21 protein-coding genes are annotated in these 26,227 nt (G+C 51.0%); 13 read left to right on the top strand and 8 right to left on the bottom strand.

Annotated features, from left to right (window positions below):
* Positions 1–220: 220 nt before the first annotated feature.
* From D568_RS0116690 to D568_RS0116710, 5 genes are read left to right on the top strand one after another with little or no spacing between them, the layout of a single operon-like run.
* Complete coding sequence (locus D568_RS0116690) at positions 221–925, top strand: ABC transporter ATP-binding protein (protein WP_020210752.1); 705 nt, start codon at positions 221–223, stop codon at positions 923–925.
* Positions 906–1,862: an HlyD family secretion protein gene (locus tag D568_RS0116695; RefSeq protein ID WP_020210753.1), complete on the top strand. Its 957-nt coding sequence runs from the start codon at positions 906–908 to the stop codon at positions 1,860–1,862. Before D568_RS0116690 ends, D568_RS0116695 begins: the two co-directional genes overlap by 20 nt.
* Entirely contained in the window at positions 1,859–3,025 is a 1,167-nt protein-coding gene (locus D568_RS0116700) for an efflux RND transporter periplasmic adaptor subunit (protein ID WP_020210754.1), read from the top strand. Before D568_RS0116695 ends, D568_RS0116700 begins: the two co-directional genes overlap by 4 nt.
* The gene (locus tag D568_RS0116705; protein ID WP_020210755.1) at positions 3,022–4,230 is read left to right on the top strand and encodes an efflux RND transporter periplasmic adaptor subunit; all 1,209 of its coding nucleotides are present in this window, start codon (positions 3,022–3,024) and stop codon (positions 4,228–4,230) included. The genes D568_RS0116700 and D568_RS0116705 overlap by 4 nt, the downstream gene beginning before the upstream one ends.
* The gene (locus tag D568_RS0116710; protein ID WP_020210756.1) at positions 4,227–5,465 is read left to right on the top strand and encodes an ABC transporter permease; all 1,239 of its coding nucleotides are present in this window, start codon (positions 4,227–4,229) and stop codon (positions 5,463–5,465) included. The genes D568_RS0116705 and D568_RS0116710 overlap by 4 nt, the downstream gene beginning before the upstream one ends.
* 69 nt (positions 5,466–5,534) lie before the next feature.
* On the opposite strand, the gene glnG is transcribed toward D568_RS0116710, so the two are convergent.
* The 4 genes from glnG to glnA form a co-directional block, all read right to left on the bottom strand.
* On the bottom strand, positions 5,535–6,953 hold the full coding sequence (gene glnG / locus D568_RS0116715) for a nitrogen regulation protein NR(I) (protein ID WP_020210757.1): 1,419 nt from the start codon (positions 6,951–6,953) through the stop codon (positions 5,535–5,537).
* A 16-nt stretch (positions 6,954–6,969) separates the two neighbouring features.
* The gene (gene glnL / locus D568_RS0116720) at positions 6,970–8,043 is read right to left on the bottom strand and encodes a nitrogen regulation protein NR(II) (RefSeq protein ID WP_020210758.1); all 1,074 of its coding nucleotides are present in this window, start codon (positions 8,041–8,043) and stop codon (positions 6,970–6,972) included.
* A gap of 211 nt (positions 8,044–8,254) precedes the next feature.
* Positions 8,255–8,800 carry a DUF4124 domain-containing protein gene (locus tag D568_RS0116725; protein WP_020210759.1) on the bottom strand — a complete coding sequence of 182 codons (546 nt, stop codon included), beginning with the start codon at positions 8,798–8,800 and terminating at the stop codon, positions 8,255–8,257.
* A gap of 117 nt (positions 8,801–8,917) precedes the next feature.
* Positions 8,918–10,324 carry a glutamate--ammonia ligase gene (glnA, locus tag D568_RS0116730; RefSeq protein WP_020210760.1) on the bottom strand — a complete coding sequence of 469 codons (1,407 nt, stop codon included), beginning with the start codon at positions 10,322–10,324 and terminating at the stop codon, positions 8,918–8,920.
* Positions 10,325–10,676: 352 nt separating this feature from the next.
* Between glnA and thiI the strand changes: the two genes are divergently transcribed.
* From thiI to D568_RS0116765, 7 genes are all read left to right on the top strand, one after another.
* A complete protein-coding gene (thiI, locus tag D568_RS0116735; protein ID WP_026287110.1) occupies positions 10,677–12,146 on the top strand; it encodes a tRNA uracil 4-sulfurtransferase ThiI in 1,470 nt (489 codons plus the stop codon).
* A gap of 61 nt (positions 12,147–12,207) precedes the next feature.
* Positions 12,208–12,675, top strand: a complete 468-nt coding sequence (locus tag D568_RS0116740; protein WP_040517071.1) for a hypothetical protein — start codon at positions 12,208–12,210, stop codon at positions 12,673–12,675.
* Positions 12,676–12,814: 139 nt separating this feature from the next.
* Positions 12,815–14,638: a translational GTPase TypA gene (gene typA, locus D568_RS0116750; protein ID WP_020210765.1), complete on the top strand. Its 1,824-nt coding sequence runs from the start codon at positions 12,815–12,817 to the stop codon at positions 14,636–14,638.
* Positions 14,639–14,842: 204 nt separating this feature from the next.
* A complete protein-coding gene (locus D568_RS0116755) occupies positions 14,843–16,180 on the top strand; it encodes a glycoside hydrolase family 2 TIM barrel-domain containing protein (RefSeq protein WP_020210766.1) in 1,338 nt (445 codons plus the stop codon).
* 113 nt (positions 16,181–16,293) lie between these two features.
* Complete coding sequence (locus D568_RS22185; protein ID WP_281168649.1) at positions 16,294–16,419, top strand: hypothetical protein; 126 nt, start codon at positions 16,294–16,296, stop codon at positions 16,417–16,419.
* 581 nt (positions 16,420–17,000) lie between these two features.
* On the top strand, positions 17,001–18,884 hold the full coding sequence (locus tag D568_RS0116760; protein WP_020210767.1) for a cellulase family glycosylhydrolase: 1,884 nt from the start codon (positions 17,001–17,003) through the stop codon (positions 18,882–18,884).
* Positions 18,885–19,031: 147 nt separating this feature from the next.
* Positions 19,032–19,496 (top strand): VapA/VapB family virulence-associated protein, encoded by a 465-nt coding sequence (locus D568_RS0116765; protein WP_020210768.1) that lies wholly within the window; start codon positions 19,032–19,034, stop codon positions 19,494–19,496.
* A 61-nt stretch (positions 19,497–19,557) separates the two neighbouring features.
* Here the strand turns inward: D568_RS0116765 and D568_RS0116770 are convergent, their stop codons facing one another.
* Both D568_RS0116770 and D568_RS0116775 read right to left on the bottom strand, forming a co-directional pair.
* The gene (locus D568_RS0116770; RefSeq protein WP_020210769.1) at positions 19,558–20,547 is read right to left on the bottom strand and encodes a response regulator; all 990 of its coding nucleotides are present in this window, start codon (positions 20,545–20,547) and stop codon (positions 19,558–19,560) included.
* A gap of 19 nt (positions 20,548–20,566) precedes the next feature.
* Complete coding sequence (locus tag D568_RS0116775) at positions 20,567–23,668, bottom strand: MHYT domain-containing protein (protein WP_211211717.1); 3,102 nt, start codon at positions 23,666–23,668, stop codon at positions 20,567–20,569.
* Between the two features lie 549 nt (positions 23,669–24,217).
* Here D568_RS0116775 and D568_RS0116780 point away from each other — a divergent pair.
* Positions 24,218–24,580: a cytochrome b562 gene (locus D568_RS0116780; RefSeq protein WP_020210771.1), complete on the top strand. Its 363-nt coding sequence runs from the start codon at positions 24,218–24,220 to the stop codon at positions 24,578–24,580.
* Between the two features lie 27 nt (positions 24,581–24,607).
* On the opposite strand, the gene D568_RS0116785 is transcribed toward D568_RS0116780, so the two are convergent.
* The gene (locus tag D568_RS0116785; protein ID WP_020210772.1) at positions 24,608–25,576 is read right to left on the bottom strand and encodes an ATP-binding cassette domain-containing protein; all 969 of its coding nucleotides are present in this window, start codon (positions 25,574–25,576) and stop codon (positions 24,608–24,610) included.
* On the bottom strand, positions 25,563–26,225 hold the full coding sequence (modB, locus tag D568_RS0116790; protein ID WP_020210773.1) for a molybdate ABC transporter permease subunit: 663 nt from the start codon (positions 26,223–26,225) through the stop codon (positions 25,563–25,565). The genes D568_RS0116785 and modB overlap by 14 nt, the downstream gene beginning before the upstream one ends.
* Positions 26,226–26,227 lie beyond the last annotated feature (2 nt).

The following is a 26,227-nucleotide window of genomic DNA, read 5'->3' on the forward strand; positions in this document are numbered from 1 at the left end:
GGGTCGGAATTCGGCCACAGGGAGAGCCGCGTTTTACGCATAGATATTACGGGTGCCTGCGGGCACCCTTTTTTATGTCTGCCTGATCGCTGGGCGGGATACTGGCGTCTCAGCCGATTCTTTGCACTTCCTTTCTTGAAAAGCGCACCCGCCTCGAGATACAACGGTGCGCTGGATCGACCATTACAATAACAGTCGAGTCTTGCCATAGGATTTACCCGTGAATAAAAAAGCCATCATTGAGCTGGATCAGCTGCGCAAAGAATATCGCAGTGGCGATATTACCGTTGCCGCGTTGCAGGGGGTCAGTCTCAGCATCAACGAAAACGAATTTATCGCCATCATGGGGCCATCGGGCTCCGGCAAGTCCACTATGATGAACATTCTTGGCTGTTTGGATCAGCCCACCGGAGGTCGCTACTTACTCGGCGGACGCGAGGTCAGTGCCATGAGTGACGACGAGCTGGCCGCGGTGCGCAATCGTGATATCGGGTTTGTGTTTCAGTCGTTCCACCTGTTGCCGCGTTTAAATATTGTGCGCAACGTGATGCTGCCGCTGCGTTACAGCGACATTGACCCCGCCGAGGCCCGCCAGCGCGCCGAGCAAATGCTGGCGCGGGTCAACCTTGAACACCGGCTTGAGCATGTTCCCAATGAATTATCCGGCGGTCAGCGCCAGCGGGTGGCCATTGCCCGGGCGCTGGTCAACAGGCCGAAAATTATTTTTGCGGATGAACCTACCGGTAATTTGGACAGCAAAACATCGGTGGAAATTATGGAGCTGTTCAGTGAATTACACCGCGCGGGCCAGACGATTATTCTGGTCACCCACGAACCGGAAATTGCCGAATACGCACAAAAAGTTATTCGCATGCGCGATGGCGTTATTGAGAGGGTGGAGCACAATGCCGCGATTGATCATTAGCCTGCTGTGCCTATGTCTTAGTGTCAAAGTCGCTGCTGAAAATTTACTGCTAAGCGGTGAAGTGGCTGCGCGCAATTCACAGGTTTTTGTTACTCCTGAGTCCGACAGTTGGATGATGCAGATCTCGTGGATGATTGAAGAGGGGGAGAAAGTCTCCCCGGGCGATCCGGTGGTGCAGTTTGATACGGCCAGCTTGGTGGCAAGTTTAGAACAGCTGGAAGCCAACCTGCGTAAGGTAAAAGCGGAGAGTAAGCGCAACGAGCTGGTACAAAGTCTGGCACTGAGCGAGGCGGAGCACGCCCATGAAGTGGCGCAACTGACACTGCAAAAAGCAAAGTTGGATGCGGGTATTCCCCGCGAGTTACTAAGCCAGTTGCAGTTTGAACAGTATCAGCTCGCACTGACCCGGGCTGAGGGTGATGCCGAGGAAACCGCTAAGGCGCTGGCGAACAAAAGCAAAGATGTGGTCGCCGAAAAAACGCGCAGTCAGGTGAAAATCGCCGGCGCTGAAAACGAACTGCGACGTGTGCAGGTGATGCTCGACAGCATGACGTTAAAAGCGGACCGTGCCGGTACTGCTATGTATGTGGATCACCCCTGGACGCGGCAGAAAATTCGCGAGGGCGACTCTGTTCAACGTGGTTTTAGTGTATTGGAAATTCCCTCGACGGATGATCTTCAGGTACGTGCCTGGTTGAATGAAGTGGATATTGCTCGAATTACGCAGGGTGAAGAGGTGCTGATTCATTTTGACGCTATGCCAGAGGCAAATTTAACAGGAACAGTTGAGCGCATCGGTAATCAGGCCGAACCGAAACAGTATTGGGGTAACTCGGGTTATATCAACGTGGATATCAGTTTTGCATCGCAAACCGAGCTGGCACTTTTACCCGGCATGAGCGTGATGGTCGAGGTAATTGCGGAGGATGCGCCATGAAAAAACTCTTGCTGTTATTGGTACTGAGTGGCGTATTAGGCGGTTGCGATGGTGAAGACCGTGACCTTCTGCTGGTTAAAAAGTCTGACATCCCGCTGGCCATTCGCACTACGGGTGAATTGACCTCGGCGCAAACGGTGGAGCTTGGGCCGCCAGCCGTAAAATATACCTGGCAACATAAATTGTCATTTCTTATTCCCGAGGGCACGTGGGTAGAAAAGGGTCAAAAAGTGATGGCCTTTGATGCGCAGCAACAGCATTCACGCCTGCGTGATTTACAAAATCAGCTGGCCACTGAGCGTCAGCGTCTGGAAAGTCAGGCGCTCAATACAGAGCAGGAAACTGAGCAGTTGGAGTTGGATTTGGCTCAGGCGAAGATGGAGCTGGAAAAAGCCGAGTTAAAGTCCAGCAACGTCGATAATCTCATGGCCCGACTGGAAGTGGAAAAGTTAAAAATAGATCGGCAGATTGCGCAGAAAAATTATCAGATGTCAGAAGTGCGTCAGAAAAATCGCATAGCGCAGATGGCTGTGGATAAAGAAATCACCGAAACAGAAGTGCAGCGTCTCACCTCCGAAGTGAACGAGCAGCGCGACGCCATTGCGGCCATGGAAGTAAACGCGCCGCGCTCGGGCATTGTGGTGTATGTGCCGAATCGTGAAGGCAACAAGCCCGCTGAGGGTGATGAATTTTCGCTGATTCAAAAGGTTGTCGAGCTGCCCGATTTAAACAGCTTGATCATTGAGACCACGGTAGACGAGCAAATAGCCTACAAAGTAAAACCGGGTGATCGGGTGGAGATTCGCTTTGATGCCATATCCGGCCGTACTTTCAGTGGCAGGGTGGAGTCCCTAGGGAAAATCGTGCGTTTAAAGTCGCGCCGCGAGCCAAGCAAAGTGTTTGATGCGGTGGTAAGCATTGATAACGCCGATACGGAAGTTATGCGCCCGGGCATGGCTGCGCGCCTTTCTATTGTGCAACGTGTAGAGCCCGAGGCGGTGGCAATTCCTCAGCACGCGATAGTCTACAGAGATAACAAAGCCTATGTTCGTGTTAAGGCCATTGCGGGCGAACGCGAACGAGAGGTGACTATCGCGGCTCGCCAGGGCGGTGAAGCCATTGTGACCGAGGGGCTGGACGATGGTGATGAGGTTATCTTGTGAGCATAAAACTATTTCGCGTTTGTTTATGCGCGGCCTTATTGTGTGTTATTGCTGGGTGTGAAAAAGCTTCGCAGTCCACCACCCTGACAATGACCGTTAAAGAAGCTCCGTTCGAGTTTTCTGTGCCTGCGAAAGGAGAGCTAATCTCCGCCGCTGAGTCGCCTGTCAATGCGCCCTCTGGCAATCGGGGCCGATTAACGTTGGCCTGGATGGCGGAAGAAAACAGCGCGGTAAAAAAAGGGGAGGTAATTGCTCGGTTCGACGGTACAGAGCACGAGCTGGAAAAACAGCGCGCCGAACTCGAACTGACCCAAAATGAGTTGTCGCAAACCATTACGTCCCGCGAGCTAACACAAAACCAGTTTTCTATTCATCAGCAGGCCGGTGAAGTCAAACAAGAAAAGGAAATGGTGGAAAAGTTCAGTGTGGACGATTTAACCGTTTACTCTAAAAACGAAATCATCGATCAGTTACTGAGTAAAGACTATCTGGCGGCGCAGCAAATGTATCTGGCCTGGCGTGAAATAAGCCAGCAAACCCAGGGTGAAGCGCAATTGCAGTTGCTCACCCTTGAGGGGAAAACCTATCGCGATGCAATTTCTCTGAACGCTGAAGCACTGAATAACTTAGAGGTGGTGGCGCCTGCCGACGGCATTTTTGTCCACGCCAAAAACTGGCGGGGAGAAAAAGTGCGCGAGGGGCAAACCCTTTGGCCCGGTTCTAAGCTGGGTTATATCCCAAGTCTGACTCAGCTGCAGGCCAAGCTTTATGTTTTGGAAACGGAAGCGGCAGGCATTGAAATGGGCCAGCGGGCCAGCATTCGCCTGGACGCCTATGTAGATCGCAAGCTCGGTGGCGAAATCGTAGCGCTTGCCAATATTGCAGCACCTCGCGATACGCGCAGCCCTACAAAATATTTTGAAGTAACCGTTCAGCTCGACAACTCGGACCCGAGTTACATGCGCCCGGGCCAAAAGCTGGAAGGAAAAATTCTTGTGGCCAATAAGGGTGCTGCGCTCGCGGTGCCCAACCAGGCGGTGTTCAAAGATAACAATACCAGTTGGGTTTATGTAGCGACCGGTGACGGTTTTCGCAAGCGCGATGTGCAAACGGGGCTGCGCAGCCTAACTCAGACTGAAATTGTCAGCGGTTTGAGTGCCGGTGAAAAGGTGGCATTGCTAGAGCCCACAGGAGAGATAGAGTGAAGAAGTTTAAAACGAGTCTTCTGGAGGCGTTAGAGCAGCTTTGGTATCACCGCTTACGCACATTTTTAACCTTACTGGGAATGATTTTTGGCGTTGGCGCCGTGATCGCTATGGTGAGTGTCGGTGAGGGCGCAGAGCAAGAAGCGCTAGAGCTGATTGAGTCCATGGGCCTGCGCAACGTGCTGGTGGAGGAAAAACAGGTTTGGGGAGAAAGGCTCGAAGAGGTGCGCAAACATTCGGTAGGTTTGTCTTTGGATGACGTACAAGCCAGTATGGAAACACTGCCCTTTGCCACGGCCTACAGTGCCGAAAAAGCCATTGATACCTACGCACTTTACAGCCGTAACAGCAGCAGCGATAGCGAAGTGCTTGGTGTAACGCCCAGCCTGCTGGATTTGGCAAGCCTGCAGGTGGCACAGGGGCGCTGGTTGAGTGCAGAGGACGACCTTTACTATCGCCAGGTAGCGGTGATTGGTACAGCGGTGGCGAGTCAGCTGTTTCCCCGTGGCGACGCCGTGGGGCAGCGCATTAAAGTCAATCATTTGTGGTTGGAAGTCATTGGTGTGCTGGAAAGTAAAAACCTGAGCAAGGATAACTTTCAAGGGGTGCAGCTGTCCGGCGAAAACAATCGTATATACATGCCTCTGCAAACCGCGCTTAAACGTTTTGAGTTTCGTGATATGGCGTCGGAAATTGACAGTTTTCGCTTGCAGTTGGCCGATGGTGTGGCACCACAGGCGGCCGCAGATAACCTTTCCCACTTGCTGGATCGGCGCCATGGTCAAGAGGACGATTACAACATTGTTGTTCCCGCTCAGTTGCTGAATCAACACGAGAAAACTCAGCGTATTTTCAACATCATTATGTCGTGCGTAGCGGGTATTTCGCTGTTGGTGGGCGGTATCGGTATTATGAATATTATGCTGGCCACCGTGCTCGAAAGAACCAATGAGATTGGTTTGCTGCGCGCTATCGGTGCCACACAAAATAATGTGCGCGATCAATTTATTGTTGAGAGTGTAACCATTGCCGGTATCGGCGGGCTGCTGGGGATTGTGCTCGGCTTTACTCTGGCCGCGGTGATATCAACCTTTGCCGGCTGGCCGGTGGCCTGGTCGTTAAACGCGGTGGTGGTGGCGGTGGTGTTCTGTACTGCTACGGGTTTGATATTCGGAATTTACCCTGCGATTAAGGCGTCCAAGCTGGATCCGATTACGGCGCTGCAACACGATTGATTTACTACTGAGTCACATGAAAAGAATACCCGCGTCAGATCTCTGGTGGCAGAGATCTGACGCTTAAGGTTAAACCTCTTCCTGTCCGGCCATATCCAGTTCTTTTAGCTTGCGAGTCAGCGTGTTGCGGCCCCAGCCCAGCAGGTTGGCGGCATCGCGTTTGCGCCCGGCGGTGTATTTGAGTGCGGTTTCAATCAGGGCGCGCTCAAAGGTGGGTACCGCTTCGCTCAGCAGTTGGTGGTGACCGCGGGCCAGTGCCTGGTCAGCCCAATGGCGCAGCGCTTTTTCCCAGTCGTCGGCCGGCGCGTTGCCCTCTTTGTTGTCCATCAGCTCGGGGGGTAAATCTTCCGTGTGCACCTCGCGGCCCGAGGCCATAACGGTAATCCAGCGACAGGTGTTCTCTAGCTGTCGAACGTTACCGGGCCAGGGCAGGCTGCACATAAAGTCTTCGGTTTCTGGCAGCAGGATTTTGGTGTCGACATTCAGCTCGCCAGCGGCTTTTTGCAAAAAGAATTGCGACAGCTTGGGGATGTCTTCGCGGCGGTTGGCAAGCTTGGGAATATGAATGCGGATTACGTTCAGGCGGTGGAACAAGTCTTCACGGAAGCGGTTATCAGTCACCAGGTTTTCCAGGTCCTGATGGGTTGCCGCAATAATGCGTACATCCACTTTGACCGGGGTGTGGCCGCCCACACGGTAAAATTCTCCGTCCGCTAACACGCGTAGCAAGCGCGTTTGCGTTTCGGCGGGCATATCGCCAATTTCATCCAGAAACAGGGTGCCGCCGTTGGCTTGTTCAAAGCGCCCCTGGCGCTGAGTGGCGGCGCCGGTAAACGCGCCTTTTTCATGGCCGAATAATTCCGACTCCATCAGGTCTTTGGGAATGGCGGCCATGTTCAGTGCGATAAATGGCTCGCTGCGGCGTGGGCTGTGACGGTGCAGGGCGCGGGCCACCAGTTCTTTACCGGTACCGGATTCGCCGTTGATCAGCACGGTAATATTCGATTGCGACAAGCGTCCAATTGCGCGAAACACTTCCTGCATGGCCGGTGCTTCACCGATGATTTCGGTATCAATTTCTACTGTATCTGTGTGAGTGCGCTCGGATTTTTGCTCTTCGGCGTGCGCCAGGGCACGCTGCACTACGGCTACGGCTTCGTCCACATCGAAGGGTTTAGGTAAATATTCAAACGCGCCGCCCTGATATGCCGCCACCGCGCTGTCTAAGTCGGAGTGTGCTGTCATAATAATCACCGGTACTTCCGGGTGATCGTTGTGTAAGTTCGACAGCAGGCCTAACCCATCCATACCGGGCATGCGAATATCGCTGACAATGGCGTCTGGTACTTCGCGAGTGAGTTGGTGCAGCGCGCTGTCGGCGGTATCAAAGGTGCGGGTTTCAATACCAGCGCTCTGTAGCGCTTTTTCCAAAACCCAGCGGATTGAGCGGTCGTCATCAATTATCCATACGCGATTAGACTTCTGCATGGCGGTGTCTCATAGATTAAGTATTGGTGGGTGTGGTTTCCATGGGCAGATACAAGCTAAAGCGTGTCTCCCCAGGCTCGCTGTGGCACTCAATCAAACCATTATGCTGGTGGATCAAATGCTGTGAAATTGTCAGCCCCAGCCCGGTACCTTCGGCACGGCCCGAAATCATGGGGTAAAAAATTTGTTTGACCATACTCTCAGGGATGCCCGGACCATTGTCGATAACCTCTACGTGAGTCACCAATGGATGGTGTTGGCGACCAATGGTGTATTGGCGTCGTACTCGGGTACGCAGGGTCAGTGATGGGTTGGGGGTTTCGTTTTCGCTCATGGCTTGCATGGCGTTGCGAGCAATATTGAGGAGCGCCTGAATAAGCTGCTCTTTATCGCCGCGGATGTCCGGGATGCTGGGGTCGTAATCACGCACAATACGAATGGAGCCATTGCTCTCTGCGCGAATCATGGTGGCAACCCGTTCCAGTACTTCATGGATATTAAGGTTGGCCACCTCGGGTAGCTGGTTGGGCCCCAGCATGCGGTCTACCAAGTTACGCAGGCGGTCTGCTTCATCGATAATAATGTTGGTGTACTCGGCCAAATCATTACCGGGTAATTCGCGGGCCAATAGCTGAGCTGCGCCGCGAATGCCCCCCAAAGGGTTTTTAATTTCGTGAGCCATACCCCGGATCAGTACGCGAGTCGTCTCCTGGGATGAGGTGAGCATTTCTTCCCGCGATATACGCAATAGTCGATCGATGGGTAGAATTTCAATCACCAAGCCGTCGTTGTCTGCAAACGGCGTGACCGTGTAATCCACGGTGATTTGTTCGCCGTTTAACAGTTGCCATTCGGCGTGACGTTTAGTGTAGTGATTGGCGTGACTGGCGGCGTGCAGTAATTCTCCTGGTGTCTCGCCGGACTCATGAAAAAAGTGGGTAATGGCTTCACCGCGACAGCGCTCACAACTGATGGACAGCAGTGCCTCGGCCGCAGGGTTCATGTGGCACAGCTGCAGATGGCTGTCCAACAGAATAATGGCGGTGCTCAGGCTGTCGAGCAGTGGTTTGTGAATATCTCGGGGTGTCACGGTTTTACCTTTACTCCGTTACCGCAATGCAGTGCGGTGATTTATGAAGGTGCACATGCAATAACCAAACCAATACAAAAAGGTGCGAAAAACGGGCGTTATTGTTCAGTGCGCGAAGAATCTATCGGTATTCTTGCACATTAATGGGGCGTTTGCCTTTGTTTGGGGCGCGAGTGAGGTGCGTTGGTTTTGAGGTGCGCTGCCGAGGCGCTTAACGATTCAGAACCGAAGCGCGATGCACGTATACGGTCACGGTGTCGCTGCTGCCCAGTACCTGGTCGGTGGGGCTCATGACATCTACGCGAATCTGGTGTTCACCGCGCAGGATCTCACGAATAGAAAAGTTGTTCACGGCGGCGCGTCCCAGTAGCTGGCCATCCATGTAATACGCGAATTCGGCGCCATCCGTTAAAGGTCGGTCTGTGGCGACAGCAATAATCAAGTCGCGTTGACCGGGAGTCACCGTGTATTCGTTGGTAGGGCTGATGATGCGCACATTATAGCTGGGTGCGTCAGCCTCATTGTCGTCATCGTTTTGCCCGCCGCTTTCCAAGTCGATGGGTTGGGTGCCCGGGACAACATTGGTGGGGCGCACATTGATCTTTTCGGCTTTGTCGCCGTAGCGCTCGACGGTGCTGGGGTCGTCGGTGTAGGTAACATTGCCGTACTTGTCGACGGACTTATAGACCGCTGCGCTTGAGTTAAAAGACAGCGAGATACAGCAAAGCAGTAAGGCGGTAATAAACGGTGAGCGCATAACATCATTCCATTTAAGCAATGGCTTTACGATAGCGCTTTGTGGCGCAAAGAAAAAGGCCCGACTGGTAACAGGCGGGCCTTTTTGCGACTTGGTACGCGAGGTACCCAGTGTGACTTACACGCTGTAGTAGAGTTCGAATTCTACTGGGTGTGGAGTCATTTGCAGACGCTGGATGTCGGCTTTTTTCAGCTCGATGTACGAGTCGATAAAGTCTTTAGTGAACACGCCACCGGCTTGCAGGTACTCGTTGTCGTCTTCCAGTGCTTGCAGAGCTTGCTCCAGGCTAGAGCACACAGTTGGGATTTGTGCTTCTTCTTCTGGAGGCAGGTCGTACAGGTCTTTAGACGCCGCTTCACCTGGGTGGATCTTGTTCTGTACACCGTCAATACCGGCCATCAGCAGTGCCGCGAAGCACAGGTATGGGTTGGCGGTTGGGTCAGGGAAGCGAGTTTCAACACGCTTGGCTTTCGGGCTGGTCACAAACGGAATGCGGATAGACGCAGAGCGGTTGCGTGCAGAGTAAGCCAGCATAACAGGCGCTTCAAAGCCTGGTACCAGACGCTTGTACGAGTTGGTAGAAGCGTTACAGAAAGCGTTCAGAGAGCGAGCGTGCTTGATGATACCGCCGATGTAGTACAGGGCAGTTTCAGACAGGCCAGCGTATTCGTCACCGGCAAACTGGTTGGTGCCGTCTTTAGAGAAAGACTGGTGTACGTGCATGCCTGAGCCGTTGTCACCGATCAGGGGCTTAGGCATAAAGGTAGCGGTTTTGCCGTAGGCGTGAGCTACGTTGTGTACGCAGTACTTCAAAATCTGTACTTCGTCGGCTTTTTTCACCAGAGTGTTGGCGCCAACGCCGATTTCACACTGACCAGCAGTGGCCACTTCGTGGTGGTGAACTTCAATTTCCAGGCCCATGGCTTCCATGGCGTTACACATGGCACCGCGCAGGTCGTTCAGAGAGTCAACGGGAGGAACGGGGAAGTAGCCGCCTTTAACGGTTGGGCGGTGGCCCGCGTTACCGTCTTCGAACTCGTCGCCAGAAGACCAAGCGCCTTCTTCGGATTTGATTTTGTAGAACGCGCCGCCCATTTCTGAGGCCCAGTGGACACTGTCAAACACGAAGAATTCTGGCTCGGGACCGAACAGCGCGGTGTCGCCCAGGCCGGTAGACTTCAGGTACTCTTCCGCGCGCAGGCCGATGGAACGTGGGTCGCGATCGTAGCCTTGCATGGTGGTAGGCTCAACGATGTTACAGCGAATGATGATAGTGCTGTCTTCGGCGAAGGGGTCCAGAATGGAGGTTTCGTCGTCTGGCATCAGGATCATGTCTGATTCGTTAATGCCTTTCCAGCCGTTGATGGATGAGCCATCGAACATTTTGCCTTCTTCGAAGAAGTCGTCATCAATAGTAGCGGCTGGAATGGTAACGTGCTGTTCTTTACCGCGAGTATCGGTAAAGCGCATGTCTACCCAGCGTGCTTCGTGTTCTTTGATCAATTCCAGTGTCTTCTTGGACATCGAGTGCCTCCAATTAGTAAAGCCTACGGGCTACGGACGTTAAACATGTTGCTCCTGGCTTGCCTAAAGCAGGCCAGGTTTTGCACCCTACTGCGCTCAGTGAGCCGGGCGACTAAAGTGTCCCGGGGTAAGGGCAAGAACTGTGCCAGTAAATCAATTTTGCTTGGCAGGCGAAATCACAAGGCCTGCCATCCATTGTTTAATATCTCACCAGGTCGGTGTGATTCAAAATGGTGCGAATGCACAAAAGAGTGTCCCATTATGGTGCATTTGTCGGTTTGGGAGCTTTTGTTTCGCCGCCAGCCATGCATTATAATGTCGCGCTTTTACCGCGCGCTTACAGTAGGCTCTCATGCATTTCATCGTCAAGGTTTTCCCGGAAATAATTATCAAATCACCACCAGTGCGCAAGCGCTTTATTAAGCAATTGCGCGATAACCTGCGTGCGTTGATTGCACCGGTGGGGCCCGGTATTCGGGTTGACCGCGATTGGGAAAAAATCGAGGTGACGGCGGACGACGCTGCGCTCTCCGCTGAAGAGGCGTCGCTGCGCGAAGCGCGCGTAGCGGAAATTTTGGCCCATACCCCGGGAATTGGCAGCTTTCTAAGGGTGCTGGAATTCCCGATGGGGGATTTGCACAGTGTTTTTGAGTCCACCCTAAGCTGCTGGCAGGGGCGCTTGGCGGGCAAAACGTTTTGTGTGCGCGCTAAGCGCAGCGGCTCTCACGGTTTTACCTCTCACGAGGTCGAGCGCTATGTGGGGGGCGGTTTGGCCCAGCATACCGATAATGCCGGCGTAGAGCTGCGCAAGCCCGACATTACCGTGCGCCTGGAAATTAAAGATGACCGGCTGTTTGTGGTGTCTAGCCAGCAGCAGGGCCTGGGTGGTTACCCGCTGGGGTCTCAGGAGTCGGTGCTTTCTCTGATTTCCGGTGGCTTTGACTCCACTGTCTCTACTTACCTGACGATGAAGCGCGGCATTCGCACCCATTTTTGCTTTTTTAATCTGGGTGGGCGTCAGCACGAGTTAGGGGTGAAAGAAGTTTCTTATTATTTGTGGCACAAATATGGTGCGTCTCACCCGGTGAAATTTGTGACTGTGCCGTTTGAAGGGGTGGTCAGCGAGATTTTGCAGCACGTCGATAACTCCTACATGGGGGTGGTGCTCAAGCGCATGATGATGCGTGCCGCCAGTCGCGTGGCTGAAGAGTTTAAGTGGTCCGCTCTGGTTACGGGTGAAAGTGTGGCCCAGGTGTCGAGCCAGACATTGCCAAACCTGAGCGTGATTGATCGGGTTACCGATACCTTAGTGCTGCGCCCCCTGATCACCATGGATAAGGGTGAGATTATCGATATTTCACGTCATATTGGCACCGAAACGTTTGCCGCCAGTATGCCCGAGTATTGTGGGGTTATTTCCGTCAAGCCAACGACCCGTGCGCGTATGGACAAAGTTCAGGCGGTGGAGGAGAAGTTTGATTTCGACGTGCTGGAGCAGGCAATAGCGTCGCGCGTGGTCGCGGACGTGCGCGACCTTGCCGAATCGGTTGAGGGTGGCGCCGAGGTTGAGGTGCTGAGCGAGCTGCCAGAAGGTGCGCTGGTTATCGATATTCGTCATCCGGATGAAGAAGCGTTAAAGCCTTTGCAGGTTGATGCCGAAGTATTAAAAATCCCGTTCTATACCTTGAACAACGCTCTGGCGCAGTTGCAGGGTGACAAGCAGTATTACTTGTACTGTGAAAAGGGCATTATGAGTCAGTTGCACGCCTCTCATTTGGCAGACGACGGGCATAAGAATGTCGGCGTGTATCGCCCCAGCTAGATTCAGGCGGCTCGCGGTTGTTTCGATGCGAATGAAATCTTGAATGTGAGCCAATGACGCTATGCCCAGAAAGACACCCTTGAGCCAAGTGCTTGCTTTTGTGGCGATTGCTGCAGGCATTGTGGCGCTGACCGTACTGGCTACCCTACAGGTGATGGATGTATCTGTGGGTGAGTTTGCCCTGCGTGCGACCAGCGGCGAGCAGGACGACCGTTACCGTCATGCCACCATGACCGATGCGCAGTTAGAGTGTGAGCACAAAGCTGAAACATCGTTTGATGGCCGCATTCGCGTGTTGCATGTAGACTCTTTTAGCAGTCGCCAGGATCACGCCGAAGACCTCTACAAAATTTTTCTTGAGGCTCTGATTTACGCCGATTCTGACCGGGAAGGGGAGGCGCGCGAAATTTTTATCAGTTGCTACGTCTTCGCTCAAACCGGCAAAATTGAGCGTTTCCAATTCGCCGGCGACAGCGAAGGTGAAGTGGGTGCGGATGGTGAAGAGCCGACCAACTATTTCGGTTTATAGGGGCTTTTACGGTTAATTTGGCAAAAAGTGCCTAAAAACTGTTCTTTTTGATTCCTGTTGTCGCTTTCGGTCGCTATAATGCGCGCCTTTTCAGCAGGCCTGTAGGCCGCTGCCATTCATTACCTCTGAGAGCAACATTGTGACCACCCAACCCGACATCGCCAAGCTGCGCAATATCGCTATTATCGCCCACGTTGACCACGGCAAAACGACCCTGGTGGACAAGCTGCTGTCCCAATCCGGCACGCTGGATCGTCGCGACGAAGGCGCCGAGCGCATCATGGATTCGAACGATCAGGAAAAAGAGCGCGGCATTACCATTTTGGCGAAAAATACCGCCATCCGTTGGAACGATTACCGCATTAACATCGTGGACACCCCTGGGCACGCCGACTTTGGCGGTGAGGTAGAGCGCGTACTGTCGATGGTGGATTCGGTATTGTTGCTGGTGGATGCGGTTGACGGCCCTATGCCGCAAACCCGCTTTGTGACCAGTAAAGCCTTTGAGAAAGGTTTGAACCCCATCGTGGTCATCAACAAAGTTGACCGTCCCGGTGCGCGCCCAGACTGGGTGGTGGATCAGGTGTTTGATTTGTTTGATCGCCTGGGCGCGACCGATGAACAGCTGGACTTCCCGATCATTTACGCCTCGGCGTTGAACGGCGTGGCCGGCCCCGAGCCAGATGCCCTGGCCGATGACATGACCCCCTTGTTCGAAATGATTACCGAGCACGTGCAGCCGCCGAATGTTGATATCGACGGTGCTTTCCAAATGCAGGTTTCGGCGCTGGACTACAACAGCTACGTGGGTGTTATCGGTATTGGCCGCATTAAGCGCGGCAGCCTGGCGCCCAACCAGCAAGTGGTAGTGGCCAAGCGTGAAGGCGGCACCAAAAAAGCGAAAGTTCTGCAGGTGATGGGCTATCACGGTCTGGAGCGTGTGGATACCGATCGCGCCACGGCGGGCGATATTGTGTGCATTACCGGTATTGATGGTTTGGGTATTTCCGACACCTTGTGTGCCCCGGATACCATCGAGCAGTTACCCGCTCTGACGGTCGATGAGCCGACCGTGAGCATGACCTTCCAGGTAAACGATTCGCCGTTTGCCGGTAAAGAAGGCAAGTTCGTCACCAGCCGCAATATTAAAGATCGCCTGGACCAAGAGCTGATTCACAATGTGGCACTGCGGGTTCAGCAGGGCGACAGCCCGGACAAATTCATTGTCTCTGGCCGCGGTGAGCTGCACCTGTCGGTGTTGATTGAAAATATGCGTCGCGAAGGATTCGAGCTGGGTGTGTCTCGCCCCGAGGTAATTCAGCGCGAAGTGGATGGTGAAATCCACGAGCCTTACGAGCAGGTAGTGATTGACGTTGAAGAGCAGCACCAGGGCTCCATTATGGAAGAGCTGGGCCTGCGTCGCGGTGAAATGACCAATATGGAGCCAGATGGTAAAGGTCGTATTAAATTGGAATTTTTAATTCCATCGCGTGGCTTGATCGGCTTCCGTGGCCAGTTTATGACCATGACCTCGGGTTCGGGCATCATGACCAGTATTTTTGACCATTATGGCCCGGTTAAAACCGGTGAAGTTATCAGCCGTCACAACGGCGTGTTGGTGTCCATGGTGAAAGGAAAAACACTGGCCTACGCTCTGTACAACCTGCAAGATCGCGGTCGTTTGTTTTTGGGCCACGGTGTGGATATTTATGAGGGGCAGATTATCGGTATTCACTCCCGTGATAACGATCTGGCCGTTAACCCCACCAAAGCCAAGCAGTTAACCAACGTGCGCGCCGCCGGTACCGACGAAGCTCTGACCCTGACGCCACCCATCCAGCACACCCTGGAGCAGGCGCTTGAGTTTATCGAGGACGATGAGCTGGTAGAGGTGACCCCTGAGTCCATTCGTTTGCGCAAAAAGCTGCTGACGGAAAACGAACGCAAGCGCGCCAAGAAGTAAGTCGACTACGATTTACCTATTGCGGCACACAAAAGCCCTGCAAGCGACGCTTGTGGGGCTTTTTTCTGTCCTGCCATAAATCACTTATGACGGTTAACGTGTCACTTTTCTTTGGGCGTCCCACTTTTATTTTTTGCCGGATGTGGGCTGATTCAGCCTTATAAACCATGATTTCATAACCTCAAAATAAAAGAGGTTACCCCTATGAAGTTTAAGCCTGTAACAGCGGCGCTAATATATGCGCTATCTGCGTCCTCCCTCACAGCCATCAGCACTACGGTACAAGCAGAGCCTGCCCATGTGGGCATCGTAAAAAAAGACGGTGCTTATCAACTGCTACTTGATGGCGAACCCTTTAACGTCAAAGGGGTAGGTTTTGGTGGCAGTAATCTTGACACTCTACCGCTGCTTAAAGAGATAGGTGGCAACAGTGTACGAACCTGGAGTGCCGACAACGCGGATGCGCTTTTGGAGCGCGCTGCCGAACTGGGCATTATGGTGGCGCTGGGTTTTGATACGAAAAAAGAGCTGCACGGCTTTGATTACGACAATGAACTGGCTGTAGCAGAGCAGTTGGCACGCCTGAAAACTACGGTACAAAAATACAAAGATCATCCCAACTTGCTCGCCTGGGTCGTGGCAAACGAGCCCAACCTGCTTTTTAACGACGATGGCTCGCTAAAAGAGGTAAATCCCAAGGTGTATGTTGCCATCAACGAAATGATTGAATACATCCATAAGGAAGATCCCAGTCACCCGGTTACCTATTCATTCGCCGGGGCGTCTAAAGAGCAGATTCACACGGCGCTTAAATATACGCCGTCGGTCGATTTTATTTCTGTGCAACTGTACGCCGATGTTGCCAATCTGCCAGCCATTATCGAACACGTGGGCGTCGATAAGCCTTTTATGGTAACCGAGTATGGCGCCATTGGTCATTGGGAGCAGCCCGCCACCCTGTGGGGGCGGGAAATTGAAGAGCCTAGCGGGGTAAAGGCAAAAACCTTTTCTGAACGTATGCACAGCGCGTTTGACGGCAACCCCACCGGGCAGGTTATCGGCTCATACGCCTTTTTGTGGGGGCAGAAGCAAGAGCGTACGCCCACTTGGTACGGTATGTTTAATCCAGATGGTAAGCCCAATGCACGGGTCGATGAGCTCGCTCGCTACTGGAGTGGTGAGTATCCGCAAAACCGCGCTCCTTTGGCCAGCCGCATTTTGCTCAATGGTCAGCAAGCGCAAAGTAGCGTTTATACACAGCCTGGCCAGACGCTCACAGTCGAAGTCGATGTTACGGATCCGGATGGTGATTCGCTCCGTTATGAGTGGCAACTGTTGCACGAAGTCGCCGAACGGAGTCAGGGAGGCGCTTTTGAGGCCAAACCCGAAGTTGTGACTTTGAACGTAATAAACCAATCACCGGGAAAGCTAGTGTTCAGCGCACCTGAGACAACGGGTGAATATAGGGTTTTTGCTTACATTTTCGATGGACAGGGAAAAGTGGGGAATGCCAACTTCCCGTTTTACGTGGGGGATAAATGAATCGAATGATGTTTTGTATGGGTAAACATTGTTTCCTGATTTTTTGCGTTTTGTGGCTCAGCGGTTGTTCAGGATTTTTCTATAACCCTGAGTCTATCCAAAAGGGAGAGGACGTGGGCTACGATGAGGATGTTCTTGAATGCTCACGGCTGCACAATCATCCCAACTCGGCAGCGGTGGATCAGTGCATGCAGCAAAGAGGTTGGCAGCGCGCCAACACCATATCCATTAGCCGATAAACTGAATTAACGTTCTTAGCTATGAATACTGTGAAGGTTTATACCGGTTCATGGCTTTGTAAATTTTCTCCTCCTTAGCCAAGGTTTTTTCCAAAATTCCTTGGCTTTTTTCGTTATAAGTCCTGCTTATTTGTTGCTTGTTAAAATTTTAATATTCCATTATGAAATGTGTTATCGATACCGAAAACGTAACAGGAGGTTTATATCGTTTTATGAAAAATACTCGGTTATTTCACTTTGTTATCTTAGTCATTTTTTAATTTAAAGTTTTTTATTTTTTGTTATCGATAACCTTTGTCGCAAAAATTTTTAATGATGATTTATGAGAAATATTTAAATTTTTTCTGTGATTTTCATCTCATAGGTGGGCGCTTTAATTTGTTTTTGGTTGGAATCTCTTAGCTATACTGCCTTCTCGCTTCGGGATGAAGTCATGTTCATCTTTGGCGGTTTATATAAATTTAATAAATTTTCTTTCATGTCGTCACATTGCGATAAGGCCGTTGCAAAATGTATCGAATAATTTTTTGGTCTTATGACGTTTTAAATTTCTGTGACGCAACGCTATGGAGAGTTGTGAAATGTACAAAACGAAGAGACGTATAAGCTCAGGTGCCTTGCTTGGGTTTGCTATCGCTGCAATATCTCAAGGTGTTTCTGCCCAAAGTGCCAGCTGTAGTTATACCGTTGATAATGACTGGGGTTCTGGTTTTGTTGGCAAAATCAATATTACGAACACCGGTAATGAGCCCATTAATGGTTGGAATGTTAACTGGCAGTATGCCAATAACACGGTAACCAACGCTTGGAATGCAAATTTTAGCGGTTCCAACCCCTACAGCGCTTCTAACCTGAGCTGGAATCAAACTATTCAGCCGGGACAAACCGTAAGCTTTGGTTTTCAAGGTAATACAAACGGTTCTTCGGCAGAGGTTCCTGTGGTAAATGGTGATGTGTGTGGAGACGGTGGCTCATCATCAAGCAGCTCTTCAAGTTCTTCAAGCTCGTCATCAAGTTCATCCTCAAGCAGCTCTTCCAGCTCTTCCAGCTCTTCCAGCAGCTCGTCTTCCAGTTCATCGAGCGAGCCGACTGGTGATGGCACTTTCCGTGTTGATGAGACGGGCAACATCACTAAAAATGGCAATGTGTTTCCTGTTAAGTGTGCCTCGTGGTTTGGGTTAGAAGGTCAGCACGAACCATCAGATGCAGAAAACAACGCTGGCGGCGCGCCAATGGAGCTGTACCTCGGCAATATGTGGTGGGTTGATAGTGGGCGCGATATTCAGCAGACAATGGATGAAATTAAAGCTCAGGGTATAAACACTATTCGCTTGCCGATTGCCCCGCAAACCTTAGATCCAAACGATCCGCAAGGCCGCGGAGATGTTCGCCAGGGCGGGGTGCTTAAAAATGCTCCATCCGTTCAGCAGGACAATGCTCGACAAGCGCTTGAAGATTTCATCGTTCAGGCTGACCAAAATGATATACAGGTTATTATTGATATCCACTCCTGCTCAAACTACGTAGGCTGGCGCGCTGGTCGTCTGGATGCCACACCACCTTATGCCGATCGTGATCGTGAATTTTATGATTATACCCGTGAGGATTACTCGTGCGGTGTCGTGGATGACCCGAATGTTACGGTTCACGAGTATAACGAGCAGAAATGGTTAGACGATCTACAGACCATTGCCGGCTTCTCGGCTGAGCTGGGTGTGGACAACATTATGGCCATCGATATTTTCAACGAACCCTGGGATTACACTTGGGACGAGTGGAGTACATTGGCTGAAAATGCTTACACCGCCATTAATGAAGTGAACCAGGATATTCTGGTGATGGTGGAAGGTATTTCTGCCGGTACAAGCGATGGTACCGAGGTTGCCCACGGCAGTGAGGATACCAACCCGAACTGGGGCGAGAACTTCTATCCGTTGCAGTTTGATCCACTTGATATACCCAAAGAACGTTTAATTCTTTCGCCACACACCTATGGTCCTTCCGTTTACGTGCAGCCGCAGTTTATGGACCCGGCGGAACCCGAGTGTGCTGGCTTAGAAGGTGATGAAGCGGGTGATGCAGGTTGTAATATCGTAATTGATCCTGCCCGCATCACACCCGGATGGGACGAGCACTTTGGCTATCTGCGTGAGCAAGGTTACGCCATGGTCATCGGTGAGTTTGGCGGGTTTTTCGACTGGCCCAACGGCGCGCCGATACGCGATCAGAATCGCTGGAGTCATATCCAGACCAATGTGGACGAGCAGTGGCAAAATACATTTGTTGATTACATGATTGACAAGGATATTCAGGCTTGCTACTGGTCTACCAACCCAGAATCAGGGGACACCGGAGGTTTGTATATCCACGCGTATGATCCGGTATCCAATGAATCTGGCTGGGGTACTTGGGACGGTTTTGATCAAGAGAAGTGGAGTTTGTTACAGCGTTTGTGGCAGGATTAAAGTCGTGTATTAAAGCAGAACAAAAAACCGGGGCGTGTCCCCGGTTTTTTGTGGCTGTAATCCTCTGTAATCGTAATCCCCAAGATGATGGCGTTATGCTGTGGCTCTGTTATGGATTCATCCCACAGTGGGATATTAGGGGGCGACATGGCTCTGCTGCAGAAAAACGCAAAACAATTAGCAATAGACTTCCAAAAATACTTTGCAGGGATGTTGGACGAGTCTTCAATGAGAAGAACCGTACAGACACTGGAGAATACAACGGAAAGCCGATTGCGTACTGCTACACCCTACGATGCTGAGGGCTCTCTAAGCAGCTTAATTTATTACGTTAAAGCCAAGTGCTGTGTGGACGGCGGCAGGACATTTTCGGGACGGGTGTGGGAGCAAGGCTTACCTCAGGGCGGTAGCCTGGTGGGTGATGTCTTTCTGGCCGATGGCTGCTCTATAGATGACCTCTATTGTCGTACCTGTGAATTCACTTTCACCGCTACCCCAAGCTATACCGCGATGTATTTTTTTGATTTTAATGAAATGCTGCTTGGTCACTTTCAAGCGGGAGCCATATCCAACGTGTTTTCAGTGGGTAAGGGGGAAGGCACGTGGCAATAACGATTACGGCTGTTAGGCAATCGATGCAGTGGTGATGTTCTGGTATCCGTTTGCTGCAGAACTATTTGCTGTATTGTTTCTTAATGGCCAGAATTTCGTTCTTCAGCTGTAAGAAAAGTTTAACCAGTTCAGGGTCAAAATGCAGCCCTGCCTGGTCTTCAATCAACTTGAAAGCATCGTCTATTGGCCAAGCCTGCTTGTAAGGGCGCTTGGATGTTAGGGCATCAAACACGTCTGCAATTGAGACAATTCTAGCTTCTAGAGAAATTTCCTCGCCCTTTAGCCCTTGAGGGTAACCTGAACCGTCCCACTTCTCATGATGTTCTAAAGCCAGGGTGTGGGCGAGCTGTATAAGAGGGGATGAAGAGCCTTGTAATATATGTGCCCCGATTTGTGCATGAGTTTTCATTAGTTGAAACTCGTCTTCCGAAAGTCGTTCGGGCTTGAGTAAAATTGCATCGGGAATGCCTATTTTACCAATATCATGCATGGGGGCTGCCTGACGAATTAACTCCGCATGCTCTTCGCTTATGCCAGCCTCAAGAGCTAATAACTTACTGTAATGGCTCATGCGGAGAATGTGTTCACCAGTGTCTTCGTCTTTATACTCAGCCGCATTGCCAAGTCGTTGCACTAGATCAATGTGGGCTTGCTTGAGTTGTTCTGCTTGCACAAGAGATAGATGGTTCCGGACTCTGGCGCGAACCAGTGACGGAATAATTGGTTTGGTGATGTAATCAACGGCGCCCACCTCAAAACCATTGTATTCATCATTGTGGTCACTCATCGCGGTCACAAAAATAACGGGGATGGAGCGCGTGGCAGGATTTTTTTTCAGCTCCTGACAAACTTCAATGCCGCTCATTCCTGGCATCATTACGTCTAATAAAATGAGTTTAGGTGGTTCCTTGGCAACTAATTCCAGAGCCACTTGACCGGATTTTGCAAAGATAAGCCGGTAATGATCAGCAAGTACGCCCTGCATAACTTTCAGGTTTACCGGCTCGTCGTCAACAATAAGAACTCGAGGTTTATCGGTTGAGTTTTTCATAGTCTGAATTCGGTTGAATTTAATGTAAGCGAGAGAGGAGCTTGTCTATTGCAGTAATCGCTTGTTCGAAGTCAAATTCATCGAGTGAATCTCTAATAGTAGTTACCAGCTCTTGCAGCTCAGTAGTAGCAAACTGTATTTGGCTCAAACTGCTGAGAGACGATTCATCAATTTCTGCATTATCTGCACTGGCTTTTAATTTTTTCAGTACTGCAGCTTTTTCTTCGGTAGGTATAGAGTTTTCTGCAGAGAATTCTTGCAAAACTTCTGGATCATGGCTTAGTTGTTCTTGAATGATTTCCAGTTCGTCCATAATGGGTGTGGCAAAATCGTCTATGTTTAGATCGGGTGCAGATTCCATTTCAGCCAGTATTTGGGCAAGCCTCATTAAGCCAAGATTGCCTGCCAGGCCTTTCAGAGTGTGAATGTGGTGATGGTAGTTTTCTTTGGAGGCCGAGTTGTTGGTAAGCATACCCAGAGCAGTGGTCTTGGTTTGTAAAAAGTTCTTGATTTCTTTTGTCTGTCTTTCTCTGCTGCCCCACAGCAGCTCTCCATGAGCAAAATCAATATGTTCAAAGTGGGTGCTTAGATGAGGGGCCGGATGAGGGTGGCTGGATAATTCTAAAACACGGGCTAATTCACTGTATAACTGCGTAGGGTTAAGTGGCTTATTGGCAAAACCGTTCATTCCGGCATCTTCGGCAGCTTTTCTGTCTTGGTGTAATACGCTCGCAGTTAGAGCAATAATTGGGGTGGCTGCGCGTTTATTTTCCGATTCGAAAGCCCGTATTTTCTGACTGGCGGCAATGCCGTCACATACAGGCATGTGAATATCCATTAAGATGGCGTCCACGGAATGTTGCTTGTAGCGGTCGATGGCTTCTATGCCGTTAGTCGCTTTGATCACTTTATGCCCGTTTCTGGAAAGCAGTAGCGATAAAAGCTCAAGGTTTTGTTCGATGTCGTCTACTATTAATAATGTCAGCTTTGGTAGCTGGGTTGAGGTGAGCTGTGGCTCGGAATTTATGAGTGCGTCAGTTTCTTCTAGGGGTAAAGAGAAGCTGAACAAGCTACCTTGCCCAAGATGACTGCTGACACTGATTTCACCGCCCATTAACTCTACTAATTGCTTACTGATAGTGGTGCCTAAACCAGTTCCACCAAAACGGCGGGTTGTCGTATCATCTGCTTGTTCAAAGGGCTGAAATATTTGACTTAGATGCTCAGGGGCAATACCAATCCCCGTGTCTTTAACCTCAAACAATACCGATTTATGAGATGAGCGTGTAATGGTGACGCTAACTTCCCCTGTGTCAGTAAACTTTACCGCGTTACCTATTAAATTATTCAGGACTTGACGAATACGGCTGGCATCTCCCAGGTATTGTGAGTGCAAGTCATCGTTGAGAACTAAATTTAGTTCTATGCCTTTTTGTTTGGCGATAAGCCAAAACGTTGAAATTATTTCATCCAGTAAGGCGTGCAATGAAAAAGGTTCGTGATTTATTCTCAGTTTCCCTTTTTCCAGTTTGGCGGAGTCGAGAATATCGTTAAGAAGATGCATCAGTGAGCGGGCTGAGCTGTTGATGGTGGCTAAATGTTTTCGCTGTTCAGCTGCTAGAGGCTCGTCCAGTAATATGTCGCTAAAGCCTAAAATAGCATTCATTGGGGTGCGAATTTCATGGCTCATGTTGGCCAAAAAAGCTTGTTTTGATTGGGCCGCCTGCTCTGCTGCTAGCTTGGCTTGCTTAAGCTTTTCTTCATAATGGTGTCGTTCGGTAATGTCGGTAAGAATTCCATCTATCCACGTTGCGTTACCTGTTTCATCAAAACGAAAACTGCCTTGGTCGAGTACCCACACTGTTTGACCGTTGCGATGCTGTAGGCGGTATTCGGTCGAATAAGACGTTCCTTCTGACAGGGCTTTGGCTAATTGGGCTTCAATGATACTCAGATCGGTTGGGGCAATAAGCTCGCCTATATTTACTTTGCGCTGTAAAAAATCGTCCAGTGGGTATCCCGTCAGATCCTGAATGCTGGGGCTGGCAAAAATCATTGGCCAATGATCGTTAATTTCACAACGGAACGCCACACCCGGTAAGTTGTTGACCAAGGAGCGGTACTGTTGCTCTTTTTCAAGCAGGCTTTCTTGTAAGGCTTTTTGAGTGCTCAGGTCAGTGATTGAGGCAACGTAAAGGGTGGTTTGGTCTTTTTGTTTGATTTCCCCTATTCCTAATCGTATTGGAAAGGTGTGCCCTTTTTTGTGGCGTGCCAGTGATTCGATACTGCGACTGGTTAGCGTGGAGAAATCTATGCATTGGTCATGTTTAATCGTTATCTCGGAGGGGGTTGTTGTCTCCACCAAGAGTGTCAGGTTATTGCCCAGCAGTTTTTCTGCGGTAAACCCGAAAATATTTACAGCGGCTTCATTGGCGCTCAATATCTGGCCTTTATCATCTAAGGTGATAATTCCATCAACGACTGTGGATAGAATCGCCCTAAGTCTGGATTCGCTAGCGGACTTTTCATTCAGCATCAGGCGAAAACGAACAAATCCATTAATAATGGCAGCGAATAACGTTAAAGATACCGTCGTAAAAGCAACACTCAGGGCGATGAAGGAAAGGTCAGAGCTTACTACCGGTTTAAGGGCCTGTTCTGGACTGCTGCCTATAAATCGGGTGGCCACCATACCCATATAATGCATGCCAGAAACCGCAAAGCCGAGAATTACAGCACAAATTATTCGGCATTGTTGCAAGCTAAGAGAGGGAATGTAGTTGGCTAAATAAAACCGGGCGAAAAGGCCAATAAATGACAGCGCTACGGCTACCAGAACGGAGAGAGCAAACAGCAGTGGGTCGTACCTCAATAATGGCGCTAGCTCCATTGCTGCCATGCCGCTGTAATGCATGGTGCCTATGCCGGCGCCAAGCAATACGGATGCAGTGCACACGTTCATAAACGAGGGGCTGCGGGAGAGGAGAAATATGGCGTAAAAGCAGGCTAAAAATGCGGGAATAAATGATAAGAAAGTAATGATAGGGTCGTAGCTGATTTCAGCGCACAGTGAAAAGGCGACCATCCCAATAAAATGCATACTCCAAATACCGCCCGACATAATAAGAGCCGAGGTTATTTTGGCTAACTGTCGATAAGAGCGCAGAGGGGTCTGCTTGGCTAAATCCAGGAGATAAACCGTGAAGTAGCCCGCGAATATGGCTATGCAAATGGATAGAGCCACGAGCTTAAAGTCATAGACTCCGCTCAATACCAGACTTGGGTCTTGGTCTGTAAAGAAAAACTGTGAGAGCACAGAGAACCCCTTGGTAGCGTCGAGGCTGTAGATGTGGTGAGAGTTTTGGTCAGTTTAGACTAAAACCAATTTGTAGAATAGTGCGCCACAGCCGTATGACCAATTTTTCATCAATTAATACCATTTGGCTGTAATATTTTTGACGGTCAATGATTTTGTGCTGTTTACTGTGTGCGGGTGTTGATTTATTGACGTTGAAATTGGTCGCGGCCGTGATGTCAGATCAATATTGATTGAAGTAGATCTGTCTTTTACCTTGGGGCGGTAACTTTTAATGTTTTCTAGGTTTAGAATGCGCGTCAGATTTGAACCTGTGTGAAATTTCTTGTGGTTGATACATAAAAGAGGCAACAAATGAAGTATTGGTTAATGGCATCGGCGCTCGTAGTAGGGTTGGCAGGTTGTTCAAAACACGACCCGCTGCACGATTCAATGGAAGAGATGGGCGGCTCGTTCAAAGCCATGCGCGAAAGTCAGAATGATGAGGCAATGCTTAATGAATGGCAGAATTTTAAAACTGCCCTGGCGACGGCTAAAGCGCAAAAGGTGACGGCCGAAGATCAGCCTAAGTTTGACGAAGGCATGCAGAAGCTAGAAGAGTTAAGCGCGCAGGTGGACGTAGCCCTGGCGGCAGGCGATATGGCTGGCGCTAAAGCACTACTGAAAAAAATGGGGCCAGCGCGTAAAGAGTATCATGATGCATTAGGCGTCGATTAACATCGTTACGCTGTGTTACATCAAGGCTCAGGCCGGCTGTACGGCGTGGGCCTTGAATTGAGCGTAAACAGTTATTCCTGTGGTTAGCGTAAGGCTTTGCACGGCGTTGGGCGTCACCAACGAGTATAACGTTTGAGTGTCGCAGTAAATACTGAGCAGCAAGCTATGGTCGGATACCGTCGTTATCTCACCAAGGGTACCTTGAAGGGTATTGGCAATGCTGGATGGGCCGGGGGGCTGCCGGGCCACTGAGACGTCGTGCGCATCAATGCGAATACGTCGTGTGTGATGGGGCAGTGGGCCTGTTTCCAGCGTGAGCCTGCCGCTGCGCACTTTGCCGTCACTGGGCGCGGCGTCTAACTCCCAGAGGGCGGCAGCCAGATGCGGGTGTTCAGTCACATAGGTTGAATGCGCCATCGCCAGTGGCATAGTACGACGTGACTGCCAGTGATAAACCTTGTCACAACAGGCCTCAAAGTCCCGCTGGCGGTGGCTGACCAATAATGCCGACAGTTGCCGCTCGCGGGCCCACTGACGAGCGATGTGGAGTACGGCTAGCGCCGAGTGTTCGTCCAGGGCAGACACCGGCTCGTCCAGTATCAGTAAGTCTTTGGCGCAGATCATTGCGCTCAGCAGCGCCACCCGTTGGCGCTCGCCTCCAGATAGCACATGGCTCTCGCGCGTTAACAGCTCCCTCACGCCTAAGGCGTCCGCCAGAGGTCGCCACTCAACCCGATGCAGCTCCGCCAGCGACTGTAACTGGCGCTCGATCTGCTGAGCAGGCCACAGCAGCCCACCTTGGGCCGCCCAGCCAATGCCTCGGCGTTTCGGTGGGCGTGTGATTAGATTATCTTCAGACCTGAGCAAGTGAGCTTGATGCCCCGTGGCCAGCTGGGTAAGTAACTGGGTTTTGCCACAGCCCGAGGGGCCGCTGATGCCGAGCCATTGCCCCTCGTCCCAGCTTAATTGGTGTGGTGCGAGGTTAAGCTGCCACATGGCGACTCCGTCGCTGGCGTTGCCAGCCGTACAGCAGCACTAACAGTAGGAAGGACGATACCAGCAGCGTAGCGGCGATACGGTGCGCCGCCTGAAAGTTAAGGGTTTCCACCTCATCAAATAACAAAATGGACAGTACTTGGGTTTCCCCCGGAATATTGCCGCCAATCATCAACACCACGCCAAATTCACCTAAGGTGTGTGCAAAACCCAGCACCCCGGCGGTGACAAACGCGTGAGCGCTAATGGGCAGAACAATTCGGTGCAACAGTTGCCAATTGCCCAGCCCCTGACTGCGACCAAGTTGTAACAAGCGCGGGTCTATTTGCGCAAAGCTGGCACTGAGCGGTTGCACCACAAAGGGTAACGAGTACAGCACCGAACCAATCACAAGGCCCGTGAAGGTAAAGGCGAGTCCGCTCTGGCTAAACTGACCGATAAAACCGCTAGGCGAGAGAATAATCAGTAAATAAAACCCCAACACCGTCGGTGGCAAGATAAGTGGCAAAGCGACAGCGGCTTCGGTAAGGGTGCGTAAATGCCGTGATTTACCCTGTGCCAGCCACCACGCCAGCGGTGTGCACAACAGCAGTAAAATAACGCTGCTAAGCAAGGCGAGTTTGCAGGTGACCCACAGGGCGGTTAACACTG

The organism is Gilvimarinus chinensis DSM 19667 (assembly GCF_000377745.1).
In the GTDB taxonomy this organism is placed as follows: domain Bacteria; phylum Pseudomonadota; class Gammaproteobacteria; order Pseudomonadales; family Cellvibrionaceae; genus Gilvimarinus; species Gilvimarinus chinensis.